A 15,522-nucleotide genomic window follows, 5' to 3' on the forward strand; every position below is an offset into this window, starting at 1 on the left:
GGCGATGATCCCCTTTCCCACCGAGCGCCTCGACGCCATCCTGGCGCGGCACGACATCGTCACCGCGCAGCTCGCCTCCGGCGAGATCGATCCCGAGACGGTGGTCCAGCTCTCCCGCGAGCTGTCCGACCTCGACCCGGTCGTGGCGGCGATCCGCGCCTACCGCGCCGCCCTGGAGAACCTCGCGGGCGTCGAGGCCCTGATCGACGAGCCCGGCACGGATCCGGAGATGCGGGCCCTCGCCGCCGAGGAGAAGCCGGAGGCGCAGGAGGCGCTCGAGGCCGCCCACCGGGGCCTCCAGCTGCTGCTCCTGCCCAAGGACGCCGCCGACGAGAAGAGCGCGATCCTGGAGGTCCGCGCCGGGACCGGCGGCGACGAGGCCGCGCTGTTCGCCGGCGACCTGTTCCGGATGTACGCGAAGTACGCCGAGTCGAAGGGCTGGCGGGTCGAGGTGATCTCCGAGAGCGAGGGCACGGTCGGCGGCTTCCGCGAGGTCGTGGCCGAGGTGAAGGGCCGGGGCGTGTTCGCCCGCCTCAAGTTCGAGAGCGGCGCCCACCGGGTCCAGCGCGTGCCCGACACCGAGACGCAGGGCCGGATCCACACCTCCGCCGCCACCGTCGCGGTGCTCCCGGAGGCCGAGGAGGTCGACATCCACGTCAACGACGCGGACCTGAAGATCGACACGATGCGGGCCCAGGGCGCGGGCGGCCAGCACGTCAACAAGACGGAATCGGCGATCCGGATCACGCACCTGCCGACCGGCATCGTGGTCTTCGTCCAGGAGGAGCGGTCGCAGCACAAGAACCGGGCCCGTGCCATGGCGCTCCTGCGGGCGCGGCTCTACGACGCCGAGCGCAGCGCCAAGGATTCGGCCCGGGCGGCCGACCGTAAGGCGCAGGTCGGCTCCGGCGACCGCAGCGAGCGGATCCGGACCTACAACTTCCCGCAGGGCCGCGTGACCGACCACCGGATCAACCTGACCCTCTACAAGCTCGAGGAGGTGATGGCCGGGACCGCCCTCGACGAGGTGGTGGACGCCCTCATCACCGAGCACCAGGCGGAATTGCTGGCCGCCGAGGGCATGGCCTGATCCGCGCCGTGACGCCGGACGTGATGCAGGACCTGACCCGCCGCGAGGCGCTGCGCGCGCTGACGGCGCGCCTGCACGCCGGTGGCGTCGCCGAGGCGACGGGCGATGCCCGGTTCCTGCTGCTCGGCCTCCTCGGCCTGGAGACCCGCGACCTGCTGATCGAGGGAGATCGCCGCGTCGGCGCGGCGGGTGCGGCCGCCCTCGCGGCGGCGCTGACCCGGCGGCTCGCCGGCGAGCCGGTCGCCCGCATCCTCGGCGCCTGGGAGTTCTGGGGCCTGCCGTTCCGGCTGGGCCCCGACACGCTCGTGCCGCGCCCGGACACCGAGATCCTGGTCGAGGTCGCGCTGGCGGTGCGGCCCGAGCGCGCCGCGCCGCTCCGCTGCCTGGACCTCGGGACCGGGACGGGCTGCATCCTGACGGCCCTCCTGTCCGAGCGGCCGCGGGCCACCGGCGTCGGGCTCGACCGCTCCGAGGGGGCCCTGCGCGTCGCCCGGGACAACGCCGTCTTGAACGCCGTCGACGACCGGGCGCGCTTCGTCGCCGGCGACTGGTGCGACGCCCTGCGAGGCCGCTTCGACCTCGTGGTCTCGAACCCGCCCTACATCGCCCGCGCCGTGATCGCGACCCTGGAGCGCGAGGTCCGCGGCCACGACCCGGAGGCCGCCCTCGACGGCGGCACCGACGGACTCGACGCCTACCGGCGGATCTTGGACGGCGCGGGCGCGCGTCTCGCCCCGGGCGGCCTGCTCGTGCTCGAGATCGGCTACGATCAGGCGGCGGCCGTCACGGAGCTCGCGCGCGCCGCCGGCTATCGCGAGCGCGGGCTGACCCGCGATCTTGCCGGTCATGACCGAGTCCTGTGTTTCGACCGGCCGGAGGGTCTTTTATCCGGCCACAGGGATGCCTAAGTCTGGGTCGACCATCCCGGCACCGAAAAATTGCTTGTTGCATCAACCGGGGAACGCTAGAGTCGGCTTGAAGATCGCGAACCGTCCGTTAAGACGGACGGCTGTAAGGTCGGTGGTGACCATGGGTCGCCGATTGGTTCGCTGATCCCCCTAACTCGTCGAACCAGAACGCGCCGGTGCCAGCGCGGCGGTACGACACATTCGAACCTGACAATCGACTGAGGATCGGCGGCCTTCACCGGGCGCCCGGTTCGAAGGGTGGTCAGGCAGACGCGCGGACCGAAGAGCGGTCCCACGCGCGGCGCCGCCGGATGCGCTTGGCCGGTTCGCGCCACGAGATCCGCCCGGGCGCCTCCGTAGACAGTCGTTTGCGTGAACGAGGGTCATAACAGACCGATGAGACCAAACCAGAATCGACGGATGCGCGGCCGGAACCGGCCGAAGGGTCCGAATCCGCTGACGCGCTCCTACGAATCCAACGGTCCCGACGTCAAAATCCGCGGCACCGCGCAGCACATCGCCGACAAGTACGCGCAGCTCGCGCGGGATGCCCTTGCCGCCGGCGATCCGGTCGCCGCCGAAAACTACTTTCAGCACGGCGAGCACTACTTCCGTATTGTCTCCGGTGCGCAGGACCAGAATCGACCGGCTAACACCGGTGGCTATGCCAGTCGTCCCTACGACGACGACATGGACGAGGGCGACGACGACGCCCAGGGCAATGGCGGGTCGCAGAACGGTCACGCCTATAACGGCTACGACGACAACGATCCCGGCCAGCAGCCGCAGCCCTACGAGAGCCGTCCGGAGGGGAATCAGGACGGCCGCCAGGGCCGCGACCGGTTCCAGAACCGCGACCAGCGCCGGTTCGACAACAACGGCCGTCCGGACTACCGGCGCCAGGACCAGCCGCGTCAGGATTATCAGCGCCAGGACTACCAGCGGCAGGATTATCGCCAGGAGAACCGGCAGGATCGTCAGGACCGCCAGGATTACGGCCGTCCGGACTACCGCCAGGAGCGGCACGAGGGCCGGCCGGATCGCCAGGACCGTCCGGACAATCGGCAGGATGGCCGCCAGGACGCGCGTCCGGACAACCGTCAGGACAATCGCGGCGACCAGGGCCGCTACGAGAACGGGCGCGGCGATGCCCCGCGCGCCGGGGCCCGGCAGGAGGCCCGTCCCGAGGCTCGCCCGGAGCGGGCCCCCCGCGCCGAGGCCGCGCCGCGCCGCGAGCGCCGCCGCGAGGCCGCGCCCGCCGCGGAGGCCGAGGAGCCCACGGGCCTGCCGGCCTTCCTGATGGCCCCTGCGCGCCCCGCGCCCGCGGTCGAGCCGTCGAGCGCTCCCGAGCCCGAGGCGGCGGCCGACGAGGCTCCGGCCGCCAAGCCCCGCCGCCGTCGGCGCCCGCGCTTCGAGAGCGCCGCGGACGAGGGCGGCGCCACCACGCCGGCGGCGGACGTGCCGACCGAGTGATCCGACATCGCGGATGACGTCGAAGCGAGGCCGTTCCGGGGAACCGGGACGGCCTTCTTCATTCGCGGCTCAGCGCACCGGCTGTCGCGCGGCCTTCCAGTCCGGATAGCCGTGCATCCGGTGGATCAGGCGGCGACGCCGCGCGATCTCGCCGAACGGCGCGATCTCCCAGTCCCAGGTCTCCGGCGCGGGCGGGACCGCGATCCCGAACAGGAGGTCGGCGCTGTCGACGGTCCGGCCGGCCCGATCCTCCTCGCGCTGCACCGTGTCGGTGATGAGACAGACACGCTCGACGCGCGCCGCGAGGGTATCCAGGGCCGCCAGATGGGTCGCGACGAGGTGCGCGCCGAGCCGCGGCGGTGCCTCGTGGCCCCGCGCCTCGTGGGCGTCGATCGGGACGAGCGGGATCTGCGACAGCAGGTTCGCCGAGACGATCAGATCGGCGTCCGCGCAGAGGTCGGCCCAGGCCCCCGCGAGACCGGCGCTGATCTCCGCGGTCGCCAGCGCGACGTTCGGGACGCGGCGGGCGGCGAGGCGCGCCGGCCAGGGATGGACGGCGTCCACGAGGCTGACCCGGTCGAACCGGCGGGCGAGGGCGTCGAGCGGCACGTCGTCGAGCAGGCCCGAGCCCAGCACCACCGCGTGCCGGCGCTGCCGGGTCGCTTCGGCCGCCGCCGCGATCACGGACCGGGCCCGCGCGAGGTGCGGCGCCCAGGCCGCCCGGCAGCGGCGTGAGCGGGCGTGGAGCAGGCCGCTCTGTCGGACATAGCCGAGCCGGCGCAGGGGCAGCGGCGCCGGGTTGAGGACGGACAGGGTCCAGGCGAGGAGCATCGCCGGGCGGCTCAGCCCTCGTCGGCGGACGCCGCCCGGCCCGGCGCGCCCCGGTAGCCGGTCGCCAGGACGTAGAGCTCGCTCGAATCGGCCCGGCTCGCGGCGGGCTTGACGTGCCGGACCGTGGCGAAGTCGCGCTTCAGGTCGGTGAGCAGCGCGCCCTCGGTGCCGCCCTGGAGCACCTTGGCGAGGTAGGCGCCCCCGGGGCCCAGGATCTCGCGGGCGAACTCCGCCGCCGTCTCGGCGAGGCCGATGATCCGCAGGTGGTCGGTCTTCTTGTGGCCGGTGGCGTTGGCGGCCATGTCGGACATGACGAGGTCGGCGGGGCCGCCGAGCATGCCGGTCAGCCGGTCAGGCGCCTCGGGATCGAGGAAGTCCAGGGTGATGAACTCGACCCCGGCCATCGGCTCGATCTCCAGGAGATCGATGCCCACGACGCGGCCCGTCGGCCCGACCACCCGCGCGGCCACCTGCGACCAGCCCCCCGGCGCGGCGCCGAGGTCCACGATCTTCTGGCCGGGCCGCAGGAGCTTGTAGCGCTCGTCGATCTCCAGGAGCTTGTAGGCCGCCCGCGACCGGTAGCCCTCGCGCTTGGCGCGGGCCACGTAGGGATCGTTGAGCTGGCGCTCGAGCCAGCGCTTCTGGGACAGGGTCCGTCCGCGGCCGGTCTTCACCCGCTGCTTCAGTTCGCCTCGGACACCGCCGCCGGAACTCGCGCCGCCGCGCCGGTCGCTCATCGCGCCGCCCTCATCGGACCGCCTTCCGGTTCCAGACCCCGTCCTCGCGCATCATGTTCATCAGCAATCCTTCGCGCAGGCCGCGATCGGCGATGCGCAGGCGCTCCGAGGGGAACGCCCTGCGAATCGCCTCGAGGATCGCGCAGCCCGCGAGCACGAGATCGGCGCGGTCGCGGCCGATGCAGGGGTTGTCGGCGCGCTGCTCCAGGCGCGTGTCGAGCAGGTCGTCGATCGCGGTCGAGACCGCGTCGTCGCTCATCCACAATCCGTCCACGCGCCGCCGCTCGTAGCGGGCGAGCCGCAGATGCATCGCCGCGATGGTCGTCACGGTCCCGGAGGTGCCGAGCAGGTGAAAATGCGGCGCCGTCGCCGCGGGCGCGGCGCGGAGCGCGAAGGCCGAGAGCTTCTCGGCCACCTCCTCGACCATGCCCTCGAACATGCGCCGGGTGACCTCGGCGCCGCCGTGCCGCTCGGCGAGCGTGACCACGCCGACCGGCAGCGAATCCCAGGCCCGGATCCGCAGCGTCGGGTCGGTCGACGGGTTGGCGGCCGCCCCGTCCAGCCACGCGATCTCGGTCGAGCCGCCGCCGATGTCGAAGATGATGACCGATTCGGCCAGCGGGTCCGCGAGCGCCGCGCAGCCGGTGACCGCGAGATACGCCTCCGTCTGCCGGTCGACGATCTCGAGGTCGAGGCCCACGCCGCGGCGGACGCGCTCCACGAAGGCGGCGCCGTTCACCGCGAGGCGGCAGGCCTCCGTGGCGATGATCTTGGCCCGCTGCACTCCGCGGGCCTGCATCTTGGCCCGGCAGATCCGCAGGGCCTCCACGGTCCGCTCGATCGCCGCCTCGCTCAGGCGGTCGGACGTGCCGAGGCCCTCGCCGAGGCGCACGATCCGCGAGAACGCGTCGATCACGCGGAAGCCGCTGAAGGTCGGCTCCGCGACCAGCAGGCGGCAATTGTTGGTGCCGAGGTCGAGCGCCGCGTAGGCGGCGCGGCGACGCTCGCGGCCCGGCACGGGGGCTTGCGTCTGGAGCGGCACCGCGCCGGTCTGGATTCGGGACGGCGCGGCCGCGGCGGTCTCGTCCCTCATCGGCGCGGCCGTCGATCCTTCGGGTCGGCCCTGAGCAGCGCGCTCGGACTCTGTTGAACTGCGACCCTACAGGCTCGGCGGGGAACTGCAACGCCCCATCGCGGTCGCGCTCAGGCGACGGCCTTCATCGCGCTGGCCCGGCGCGGGATCGGCCGCAGGAGGCTCTTCACCTGCGAGTAGGGGCGGGGCCGGTTGATCACCTCGTCCAGCCGCGACCACAGGGTCTTGGGCGAGAACGGCTTGGCGATGATCTCGTTGACGCCGAGCGCCACCGCCCGGTCGACCACGTTCCGGCGGGGCTGGGCCAGCATCAGGATGATCGGGATCGTGGGGCAGGGGGAGGTGGTCGGGGTCCGCGCGAGCCGGATGAACTCCTCGCCCGACAGGATCGACAGGTCCCAGTCGATGATGCTGATGTCGGGCTTGCTCTCGGCGAGCACGCCCAGCGCCTCGGCCCCGTCCGGCGCCTCCAGCACGCGCTTGATGCCCACGCGCATCAGCATGTCGCGCACGATTCGGCGGATGTAGAGACTCTCGTCGACCACAAGAGCGGAGAGATCGGGGAAAGTCGGTGTCGCGATCATGGCCGGCCGGTCCTGCGGGGCGCGGGGCCGAGTCTAGCCGGACAGCCTTTGCGTTTCGCTAACGCCTTCCCTCGAATGAGAAAGGGCCGGCCCGGGAGCGGGGGCGGACTCCGTTGTTTGCCGCAAGAAAGTAACGAAACGGGCGCCTCTGAGCCAAGAAGGTCCTTGCGGTCAAGGCCCGATTGCGTCAGGACTGGGGCGTTATTCTTGGTTACCGCGACCTGGGGTAATGATAGTGCGGGGCGTGGGCTGTCTGGGATGGCGCGCACGCGGTATTCGAGACAAGGGCGGCGGACGGTTTTTGCGAGCTTTCTATGGGACGTGGTCGTGATTTCAGAGGGCCGCAGAAGCGCGGCTTCGACGAGAGTGGCGAGCCGAGATGGCCTGATCAGGCTCCCCCCAGCGGCGGATACGGCGGCGGCGGTTTCGGCGGTGGCGGCGGTGGTTTCGGCGGGGGCGGTTTCGATCGCGGCCCGTCGCGTGGCGCGGCTCCCGTCGCGTCCGGACCGGAGCGCGATGCGACGGTCAAGTGGTTCAACAAGGAGAAGGGCTTCGGCTTCGTCGAACTCGGCGACGGTTCGGGCGATGCCTTCCTCCACATCCGCGCTGTCGAGGCGGCCGGGCACGACGATCTGATGCCGGGCACCCGGCTGACGGTCACGACGGCCCAGGGTCAGAAGGGCCCGCAGGTCACGAGCGTCACCAGCGTCGACACCTCCACGGCCGAGGCGCCCGCGCCCCGGCGTGAGTTCCGTCCGCGCACCGGCGGCTTCGGCGCCGGGGCCGGCGGCGGCTACGGCGACCGCGATCGCGGTGGTTACGGCGGCGGCGGCGGCGGCTACGGCGGCGGCGGTGGTGGCGGCGGTGGCCGTTTCGCCAGCGGCCCGTCGGTCGAGATGAGCGGCACCGTGAAGTGGTACGATCCCGCCAAGGGCTTCGGCTTCGTCTCGGTCAACGACGGCGGCAAGGACGTGTTCGTGCACCGCTCCGCGCTGTCCCGCGCCGGTCTCGATTCGCTCGCCGAGGGCCAGCAGGTCACGCTCGGCGTGGTCGAGGGCCAGAAGGGTCGTGAGGCCCAGAGCATCAACGTCGAGGATTGAGGATCCCGCGGCGGTCTCTTTGCCGCCGCGTTCCGCGAAGATCATGAGGCGGCGGCTCCGAGCGGGGCCGCCGCCTTTCTCGTTCGGGGACGATCGATGCGCCGCCTTGTGCTGTCCACGGCCCTGGTGCTGCTCGCGGGAACTGCGCGAGCGGAGGACTTCACGGGCTTCTACGCGGGGATCAACGCCGGCTACGGCTGGGGACACGCGCGCGACGGCCGCGCGGTCGGCCCGGCGTCCGGATCGGCCGCGGCGTTCAGCAAACCCGATCCCGGCGCCGATCTGCCGCCGAGCGCGCGGAATGCGGCCGTGGCGATCCGCAGGCCGAGCCGCGACGGCGCGTCGGGAACCGCCGGCCCGTAGCGCGGGGCGGCGAGCGTCGGATCCGACCTCGGAGCGCGCCGCTTTCCGGCGTCCTAAACGCCTCTTTTCACACTGGAATCGTTCCGGAACATAGGCGTTGCGCGGCGGCCCGGACCGCTGGTACGTCGCGCCATGGTCTCACGGGAACGAGGGATGGCGCCATGAGCGCCCGCGCCATGCCGACGCTGGCAAACCGCGCGGCGGTCGCCGGCCGGGTACTGCTCGCGATCCTCGGCGGCTACGGGGTCGCCGCCCTGTCGAGCGCGCTGCTGGCCCTGGTTCTTCCCTTCCCGCGGGCCGAGGCGGTCTCGGCCGGGACGCTGGCGAGCTTCGCCATCATGGCGGCGGCGGCGATCTGGGTGTTCGCGGCCCGCACGCTCGGCCGGGCGGCCGTCGTCCTGGGCCTGACGGCGCTCCTGCTGACCGGTGCCCTGTGGCTCGCCGGCGCCTTCGCTCACGGGGCGGCCGCTTGAGCCCGGCGCGGAGTGTCCGCCAGGCGATGGCGTGGCTGCACACGTGGTCCGGCCTCGTGGTCGGCTGGGTGCTGTTCGCGATCTTCGTCACCGGCACCGCCAGCTATTACCGCACCGACATCTCGCACTGGATGCGGCCCGAACTGTCCGCGACCGCACCGGATCCCGCCGCAGCGGCGACGCGGGCCGGGGCGTTCCTGCGCCGGACCATGCCGGACGCGGCCGGATGGTCGGTCAAGCTGCCGAATGCCGAGACCCCGGCCGTCGAGGTCTACTGGTGGCCGCGTCCGGGTGGCCCGTTCCACCACGCGCTCCTCGATCCCGCCACGGGCGAGCCCGCGCGCATCCGCGACACGCGCGGCGGCGACTTCCTCTACCGATTCCACTTCGAGCTGAGCCTGCCGCCGATCTGGGGTCGCTGGATCGTCTCGGCCTGCGCCATGGTCCTGCTGATCGCGCTGATCTCCGGGATCGTGACGCACCGGCGCATCTTCGCCGACTTCTTCACCTTCCGGCGCGACCGCTCTGCGCAGCGCGGCTGGCTCGACGCCCACAACGTGGTCGGCGTCCTGGCGCTGCCGTTCCACCTGATGATCGTCTACACGGGCCTCGTCACCCTGTCGGCGATGCTGATGCCCTGGGGCATGAAGGCCGTCTACGGCGACGACATGCTGCGCTACTACGCCGAGGCCGGCCTGGCGATCCCGGGCGCGGCCCCGGTCGGGCACCCCGGCACGCCGCTGCCGCTCGGCGAGATCGTCGCCCGCGCGACGGCCGCCGGGGGCGAGGTGCCCGAGGTGGTGCTGGTGACGCGGCCGGGCGACGCCGGCGCCACCGTGACAGCGTATTTCGAGGAGCCGCACGGGCTCGCGCACCTGCACCCGCAGATCGCCTACGCGGCCGATACCGGTTCGGAGATCGCCCGGGTCGGCGAGGCCGGCGCGGCGACCCGGACCGGGGCCGTGATGGTGGGGCTGCACGAGGCGCACTTCGCCGCCGCCCCTCTGCGCCTCCTGTTCTTCCTCTGCGGCGTGATGGGTGCCGCCACGGTCGCCAGCGGCCTCGTGCTCTGGACCGTGGCCCGGGCGCCGAAGGGCGCGGATCCCGAGGGTTTCGGCCTGCGTCTCGTGCGGTTCCTCAACCTCGGCACCATCGCGGGTCTGCCGGTGGGCCTCGCCGCGTATTTCCTGGCGAACCGGCTACTGCCCGACGGGCTCGGGGCCCGGGCGGACTGGGAGGTGCGCGCCTTCTTCGCCGCCTGGCTCGTGGCCGCCCTCGCGGCGTCCCTGTACCCGCGACGGCGCGCGTGGTCGCTCGCCCTGGCGGTGCCGGCCTGCGCCTTCCTGGCGATCCCGCTGGTGGACGTGATCCTCATCGGCCAGCAGCGCTTCCTCGCCTTCGACGCCGCCATGGCGGCCGTCGGCCTCGCGCTCGGCCTCGCGGCCCGGCTGGCCACGCGGCGGGGCGTGGCCGCGGCCCGTCCGGCCAAGGTAACCCTGTCCCGGACGGTCGAAGCATGACAGCCGCCGCGCTGATCCTCAGCCTGCTCCTGAGCTTCTCGGGCTTCGCGGCCCTGGCCCTCAGCCTCGACCGGCACCACCGGGCCGCCTACCGCGTCGGCGTGCCGAAGGCGCGGGTCGGCAGCCTGCGGATGGCGGGCTGGTGCGGGCTCGGCCTCTCGTTCGCGGCGGCCGTCGCGGCGGGGGGCTGGAATTTCGGCCCGGTGCAGTGGGTCGGATCGCTGACGGGCTCCGCCCTCGCCGTGGTGGCGATCGTCGCGTACCGGCCCACGTGGCTGCGGAACGCGGCCCTGGCGGCGCTCCCGCTCGCGGCGGCGTCCGTTCCGCTGGCCCTGCTCGGCTGAGGAACGGCGCGCCGATTCGGCACATCATCGATTCGGCCGGTCGCCGGGTCCGGCCGATCGACGCGCGGCGGCCGGCCGAGCGGTGCCGGAAACGAGGCTCTTTTGCCCGCTCGCGGTGATGCCGGGAAGCGCGTAGGATCGGCGCACTCGCGCACTGGCCAAAAGTCCACCTTGATTCGGCAGGCCAAAAGCCATTGGCTGCGAACAGAGCTGAAGCGGATGCGGCCCCCAGGATCGGTCGCCCGAGCGCCAGCTTAAGCCCAAGAGCCGCGGTTCGCGAGGCCGGGGCCCACGGAGGGAACACAGCGATGAACAAGCCGGAATTCCTCGGCGACTCGAAGGTCAAGTCGCCCTTCTCGGCCCGCTACGACAACTTCATCGGCGGCCAGTGGGTCGCCCCCGCGGCCGGCCGCTACTTCGAGAACACCTCGCCGATCACCGGCAAGGTGGTGTGCGAGGTCGCCCGCTCCGACGCCCAGGACGTCGAGAAGGCTCTCGACGCCGCCCACGCCGCCCGGGAGGCCTGGGGCCAGACGGCGCCGGCCGAGCGCGCCCGCATCCTCCTCAAGATGGCCGACCGGATGGAGGAGAACCTCGATCTGCTCGCCCTGGCGGAGACCTGGGACAACGGCAAGCCGATCCGCGAGACGACCCACGCGGACATCCCGCTGGCGATCGACCACTTCCGCTACTTCGCCGGCTGCGTGCGGGCGCAGGAAGGCTCGATCTCCGAGATCGACCACGACACGGTCGCCTACCACTTCCACGAGCCGCTGGGCGTCGTCGGCCAGATCATCCCGTGGAACTTCCCGATCCTGATGGCGGTGTGGAAGCTCGCCCCGGCGCTCGCCGCCGGCAACTGCGTGGTCCTGAAGCCCGCCGAGCAGACCCCCGCCTCGGTGCTGGTGCTGGCCGAGATCGTCGGCGACCTGCTGCCCCCGGGCGTGCTGAACATCGTCAACGGCTTCGGCCTCGAGGCCGGCAAGCCGCTCGCCTCGTCGCCGCGGATCGCCAAGATCGCCTTCACGGGTGAGACGACCACCGGCCGCCTCATCATGCAGTACGCGTCGCAGAACCTGATCCCGGTGACGCTGGAACTCGGCGGCAAGTCGCCGAACATCTTCTTCGCCGACGTGGCGAACGAGGACGACGACTTCCTCGACAAGGCCCTCGAGGGCTTCACGATGTTCGCCCTCAACCAGGGCGAGGTCTGCACCTGCCCGAGCCGCGCGCTCGTGCACGAGTCGATCTACGACCGGTTCATGGAGCGCGCGGTGAAGCGCGTCGAGGCGATCACCCAGGGCTCGCCGCTGGATCCGGCCACGATGATCGGCGCCCAGGCCTCGGGCGAGCAGATGGAGAAGATCCTCTCCTACATCGACATCGGCCGGCAGGAGGGCGCGCAGCTGCTCACGGGCGGCGAGCGGAACGTCAAGGACGGCGAGTTCGCCGAGGGCTTCTACGTGAAGCCGACCGTGTTCCGCGGCCACAACAAGATGCGCATCTTCCAGGAGGAGATCTTCGGGCCGGTCCTGTCGGTCACGACCTTCAAGGACGATGCCGAGGCGCTCTCCATCGCCAACGACACGCTCTACGGCCTCGGCGCCGGCGTCTGGACCCGCGACGGGACCCGCGCCTACCGCTTCGGCCGGGCGATCCAGGCCGGCCGCGTCTGGACGAACTGCTACCACGCCTACCCGGCCCACGCGGCCTTCGGCGGCTACAAGCAGTCCGGAATCGGCCGCGAGACCCACAAGATGATGCTCGATCACTACCAGCAGACCAAGAACATGCTGGTCAGCTACTCGGCCAAGAAGCTCGGGTTCTTCTGAGTTTCTTCCCGGGTCAACCCCCGAGACAACTTCAGCCCCGGCCGCAAGGCCGGGGCTTTTTCGATCCCGGATCCGGTGACCATGCACTCCGCGCTCCGGAGGGCGGCGTGGTGGAAACCGGCCGGCGCGCACGCATATTCAGGCATCGACCGGGAGGATCGCATGAGTACGGAGCAGAGTGTGGACGCCAACGTCGCCGAGCAGGCCGGCGCCGACGGGACGCCGCTGAGGGTCACCGCAACCCCGGCGGCCCTCGCGCTGATCGACGAGCTGCGGGGCGAGTACGGTCCGGTCATGTTCCACCAGTCGGGTGGCTGCTGCGACGGCTCGTCTCCCATGTGCTATCCCGTCGGCGATTTCCTGGTGAGTGACGGCGACGTCCATCTCGGCACCGTCGGCGGCGCCGAATTCTACATCAGCCGGTCGCAGTTCGAGGTCTGGAAGCACACGCACCTGATCCTCGACGTGGTGCCGGGCCGCGGTGGCATGTTCTCGCTGGAGAACGGTCGGGAGAAGCGCTTCCACATCCGCTCGCGCCTGTTCTCCGAGGCGGAGAACCGGGCGCTCGAGGAGGCGTGCAGGCTCTGACGGCGCGAGCTTCGAGGAAGGGACTGCGATGGCGACCGTGAAACTCTGGTCCGATTCCGAGGTCGAGGCCGACCCGCGGGTCCGCGCGGTCTTCGCCGACATCCGGGCGACCCGCGGATCCGACTTCGTCAACAACTTCTGGCGGGGCCTGGCCAACGATCCGGCACTGCTGGAGCGGACCTGGTCGACGCTCAAGACCGTCATGGGCCCGGGTACCCTCGATCCGCTGACCAAGGAACTGGTCTACATCGCGGTCTCGATCGCGAATGGCTGCCCCTATTGCATCCATTCCCACACCGCGGCGGCGCGGGCCAAGGGCTTGACGGAGGCCCAGCACGGCGAGTTCCTGGCGGTCGTCGGGATGGCCAACCAGACGAACGCGCTGGTCAACGGCATGCAGATCCCCGTCGATCCCGCCTTCAGAGTGGAGGAAGGTCCATGAGTTCCGCGTCCGGCACGGAGAAGAAGGGGTTCCGGGTGGTGCACGAGAGTGCGCCGTTCCGCGGCAAGCAGGGGCACATCTACCGACCGGCCGTCTCGGCCGAGTCCGTGGATTCGAAGGCGCTGCACATGCAGCTCCTGGAGATCCCGCCCGGGGAGCGGGCCCACGCTCACAAGCACGAATCCCACGAGACGGCGATCTACGTGCTGTCGGGCGTGTCCGGCTGCTTCTGGGGCGAGCGGCTGGAGAACCACGCGATCGCGGGCGCCGGCGAGTTCGTCTACATAGCCGCCGACGTGCCGCACCTGCCCTACAACCGCAGCCAGACGGAGCCCGTCACCGCGGTGATCGCCCGGACGGACCCGAACGAGCAGGAGAGCGTCGTCCTGCTGCCGCACCTCGAGGCCGGCGTCGACTGGTCGAAGGCCGAGGTCTAGCGGCTCAGCGCTGCTCGATCCGCTCGTTGGCGAGACGCTCCGCCCTGGTGCGCTCGTCGGCCGAGAGACCGGAGAGGGTCTGATCCAGCCACGCGTCGGACAGGCCCTGTCCGGCCGCCGCGAGGTTCCAGGCGGCCGCCTCCACGGGATTCTTGGCGACGCCGCGACCCACGGCGTAGAGCCGCGCGACGCGGTTCTGCGCGATGGCGTTGCCGCGCGAGGCCGCATGCAAGAAGTACCGCGCGGCCGCGCGCTCGTCCTTGGTGACGCCGGTGCCGTTGAACAGCAGGATCGCGTACTCGACCTCGCTGGCGAGATCGCCGTTGTCGGCGCCGCGCCGGAACAGCTCCGCGGCCTTCGACGGGTCCTTTGGCACGCCGCGGCCCTGCAGGTAGAGCACGCCCAAATCGTGCTGGGCCGGGCCGATCTCGGCGTCGGCCGCCTTGCGGAACTGCGCCGCCGCCGCCGCCTCGTCGGCGGTGGCGCCGGTGCCGATCAGGATCAGTCCGAGATTGTAGGCCGCGGTCGGCGAACCTTGGGCCGTCGCCCGCTCGAGCCAGCGCCGCCCGCCCTTCGGGTCCTTCGGCATGCCGCGGCCGTCAAGGGCCATCAACCCGAGGGACGCCATGGCGGAGGCGTCGTTCTGCGCCGCGGCCAGGCGGTACCAGTCGGCCGCCTTCACTGGATCCTGCTTCACGCCGAGGCCCTGATTGTACAGCTCCCCGAGCAGCGTCATGGCGGCGGCGTCCTTGGGATTCGCCTCGATGCGCTTCGTCGCCTCGCGGAAGGCGGTGACGTACTGGCCCTTCTGGTAGGCGCCGTAGGCGAAATCCGGCGGCTGGCTGCCCGGCGGCGGCACGGCGCCCCGCGCGTAGTTCGGCGTGTAGGGGCTCGGCAGCTCCGGCATCGACGCCTTGCCGGTCTGCGCCGCGGGTCCGAGCGAGCCGGGCGCCGCGGTCCGGGCCGGATCGGCCGGCCCCGAGGCCGCCCAGGCCGGCGCCGCCAGCAGCGCGGCCCCGGCGAGAGCAGCCGCCAAGCGAACGTCGCGGCCCCTCACGCCTCGATCTCCCGGACGGCACGCTGGGCCCGCTCGACCGCGCCGGAATCCTGCAGCCAGAGGCCGCTCTCGAGGCCGACAAACTCCGCACCCGTCGCGGCGAGCGGCGCGATCTCGTCGGCGGCGGCGGCCACCGCGATGCAGGGCGTCTCGAAGATCTCGGCCCACCACGCGGCGCGGGCCCGGACCGTCTCCGCATCAGGCGCGACGCCGTCCGGGTACAGGCCGCCGAACATCAGGTAGTCGATGCCGGCCTCGCCGGCCTCCATCGCGCCGTGCTTGGTCTCCAAGCCGCCCGCGCCGAGGATGCGGCCGTCCCGGAGCCGGCCGCGCAGGTCCTTCAGGTCGCGCGGCTTGTCGACGTGGATGCCGTCGGCCCCGCCGCGGATCGCCACCGTGGCGAGGTCGCCGGCGAAGCCCGGGCAGGCGACGACCAGCGCCGCGCCGCGCTCCTGCACGATCGGGGCGACCGACTTGACGCGGGCCGTCAGCTCGCGCTCGTCGGTGGCGGCGAGCCGCAGGATCACGGCGGCGACATCGCCGGCTTCGCAGGCGGCCTTCAGGACCGTCACGAAGTCCGCGATGCCCTCCGCGTCTAGACCGTGCGGTCCGAGCAGGGCGAGACGGGCGCTGTTGCTCATGGAAGCCGA

General features: G+C 72.0%; 18 protein-coding genes. 12 read left to right on the forward strand and 6 right to left on the reverse strand.

What is annotated here, in order from left to right; translation table 11 throughout:
* Window positions 1–4: 4 nt before the first annotated feature.
* The 3 genes from prfA to ABIC30_RS03705 all read left to right on the forward strand — a co-directional run bounded on the left by prfA (window position 5) and on the right by ABIC30_RS03705 (window position 3,471).
* Window positions 5–1,090: a peptide chain release factor 1 gene (gene prfA / locus ABIC30_RS03695; protein WP_020091507.1), complete on the forward strand. Its 1,086-nt coding sequence runs from the start codon at window positions 5–7 to the stop codon at window positions 1,088–1,090.
* A gap of 8 nt (window positions 1,091–1,098) precedes the next feature.
* Window positions 1,099–1,998 carry a peptide chain release factor N(5)-glutamine methyltransferase gene (gene prmC / locus ABIC30_RS03700; RefSeq protein WP_020091508.1) on the forward strand — a complete coding sequence of 300 codons (900 nt, stop codon included), beginning with the start codon at window positions 1,099–1,101 and terminating at the stop codon, window positions 1,996–1,998.
* 420 nt (window positions 1,999–2,418) lie between these two features.
* Window positions 2,419–3,471: a DUF4167 domain-containing protein gene (locus ABIC30_RS03705; protein ID WP_354454094.1), complete on the forward strand. Its 1,053-nt coding sequence runs from the start codon at window positions 2,419–2,421 to the stop codon at window positions 3,469–3,471.
* Window positions 3,472–3,540: 69 nt separating this feature from the next.
* Here ABIC30_RS03705 and ABIC30_RS03710 read toward each other — a convergent pair whose 3' ends face one another.
* From ABIC30_RS03710 to ABIC30_RS03725, 4 genes are all read right to left on the reverse strand, one after another.
* On the reverse strand, window positions 3,541–4,302 hold the full coding sequence (locus tag ABIC30_RS03710) for a hypothetical protein (RefSeq protein WP_234081060.1): 762 nt from the start codon (window positions 4,300–4,302) through the stop codon (window positions 3,541–3,543).
* Between the two features lie 11 nt (window positions 4,303–4,313).
* Window positions 4,314–5,039, reverse strand: coding sequence for an RlmE family RNA methyltransferase (locus ABIC30_RS03715; protein ID WP_020091511.1), 726 nt, complete (start codon window positions 5,037–5,039; stop codon window positions 4,314–4,316).
* 10 nt (window positions 5,040–5,049) lie between these two features.
* On the reverse strand, window positions 5,050–6,132 hold the full coding sequence (locus ABIC30_RS03720) for a Ppx/GppA phosphatase family protein (protein ID WP_020091512.1): 1,083 nt from the start codon (window positions 6,130–6,132) through the stop codon (window positions 5,050–5,052).
* 110 nt (window positions 6,133–6,242) lie between these two features.
* Window positions 6,243–6,716 (reverse strand): response regulator, encoded by a 474-nt coding sequence (locus ABIC30_RS03725; protein ID WP_012317168.1) that lies wholly within the window; start codon window positions 6,714–6,716, stop codon window positions 6,243–6,245.
* Window positions 6,717–7,030: 314 nt separating this feature from the next.
* Here ABIC30_RS03725 and ABIC30_RS03730 point away from each other — a divergent pair, with 314 nt between their 5' ends.
* From ABIC30_RS03730 to ABIC30_RS03770, 9 genes are all read left to right on the forward strand, one after another.
* Window positions 7,031–7,816 (forward strand): cold-shock protein, encoded by a 786-nt coding sequence (locus ABIC30_RS03730; protein WP_091978408.1) that lies wholly within the window; start codon window positions 7,031–7,033, stop codon window positions 7,814–7,816.
* Between the two features lie 96 nt (window positions 7,817–7,912).
* Window positions 7,913–8,179: a hypothetical protein gene (locus tag ABIC30_RS03735; RefSeq protein WP_056521820.1), complete on the forward strand. Its 267-nt coding sequence runs from the start codon at window positions 7,913–7,915 to the stop codon at window positions 8,177–8,179.
* Window positions 8,180–8,340: 161 nt separating this feature from the next.
* Complete coding sequence (locus ABIC30_RS03740; RefSeq protein WP_091677930.1) at window positions 8,341–8,652, forward strand: iron transporter; 312 nt, start codon at window positions 8,341–8,343, stop codon at window positions 8,650–8,652.
* Between the two features lie 26 nt (window positions 8,653–8,678).
* The gene (locus ABIC30_RS03745; protein WP_354454098.1) at window positions 8,679–10,172 is read left to right on the forward strand and encodes a PepSY-associated TM helix domain-containing protein; all 1,494 of its coding nucleotides are present in this window, start codon (window positions 8,679–8,681) and stop codon (window positions 10,170–10,172) included.
* Window positions 10,169–10,516, forward strand: a complete 348-nt coding sequence (locus ABIC30_RS03750; RefSeq protein ID WP_020091518.1) for a DUF3325 domain-containing protein — start codon at window positions 10,169–10,171, stop codon at window positions 10,514–10,516. The genes ABIC30_RS03745 and ABIC30_RS03750 overlap by 4 nt, the downstream gene beginning before the upstream one ends.
* Window positions 10,517–10,824: 308 nt before the next feature.
* Entirely contained in the window at window positions 10,825–12,348 is a 1,524-nt protein-coding gene (gene adh / locus ABIC30_RS03755; protein ID WP_020091519.1) for an aldehyde dehydrogenase, read from the forward strand.
* A gap of 162 nt (window positions 12,349–12,510) precedes the next feature.
* Window positions 12,511–12,936 (forward strand): DUF779 domain-containing protein, encoded by a 426-nt coding sequence (locus tag ABIC30_RS03760; protein WP_354454101.1) that lies wholly within the window; start codon window positions 12,511–12,513, stop codon window positions 12,934–12,936.
* 28 nt (window positions 12,937–12,964) lie between these two features.
* The gene (locus ABIC30_RS03765) at window positions 12,965–13,378 is read left to right on the forward strand and encodes a carboxymuconolactone decarboxylase family protein (RefSeq protein ID WP_354454103.1); all 414 of its coding nucleotides are present in this window, start codon (window positions 12,965–12,967) and stop codon (window positions 13,376–13,378) included.
* Window positions 13,375–13,815 carry a cupin domain-containing protein gene (locus tag ABIC30_RS03770; RefSeq protein ID WP_354454105.1) on the forward strand — a complete coding sequence of 147 codons (441 nt, stop codon included), beginning with the start codon at window positions 13,375–13,377 and terminating at the stop codon, window positions 13,813–13,815. Before ABIC30_RS03765 ends, ABIC30_RS03770 begins: the two co-directional genes overlap by 4 nt.
* A gap of 4 nt (window positions 13,816–13,819) precedes the next feature.
* Here ABIC30_RS03770 and ABIC30_RS03775 read toward each other — a convergent pair whose 3' ends face one another.
* Both ABIC30_RS03775 and ABIC30_RS03780 read right to left on the reverse strand, forming a co-directional pair.
* Window positions 13,820–14,851, reverse strand: a complete 1,032-nt coding sequence (locus ABIC30_RS03775) for a tetratricopeptide repeat protein (RefSeq protein WP_354454107.1) — start codon at window positions 14,849–14,851, stop codon at window positions 13,820–13,822.
* 17 nt (window positions 14,852–14,868) lie between these two features.
* Entirely contained in the window at window positions 14,869–15,513 is a 645-nt protein-coding gene (locus tag ABIC30_RS03780; protein ID WP_354454109.1) for a thiamine phosphate synthase, read from the reverse strand.
* Window positions 15,514–15,522: the final 9 nt, after the last annotated feature.

The organism is Methylobacterium sp. 1030, assembly GCF_040544715.1.
Classification (GTDB): Bacteria; Pseudomonadota; Alphaproteobacteria; order Rhizobiales; family Beijerinckiaceae; genus Methylobacterium.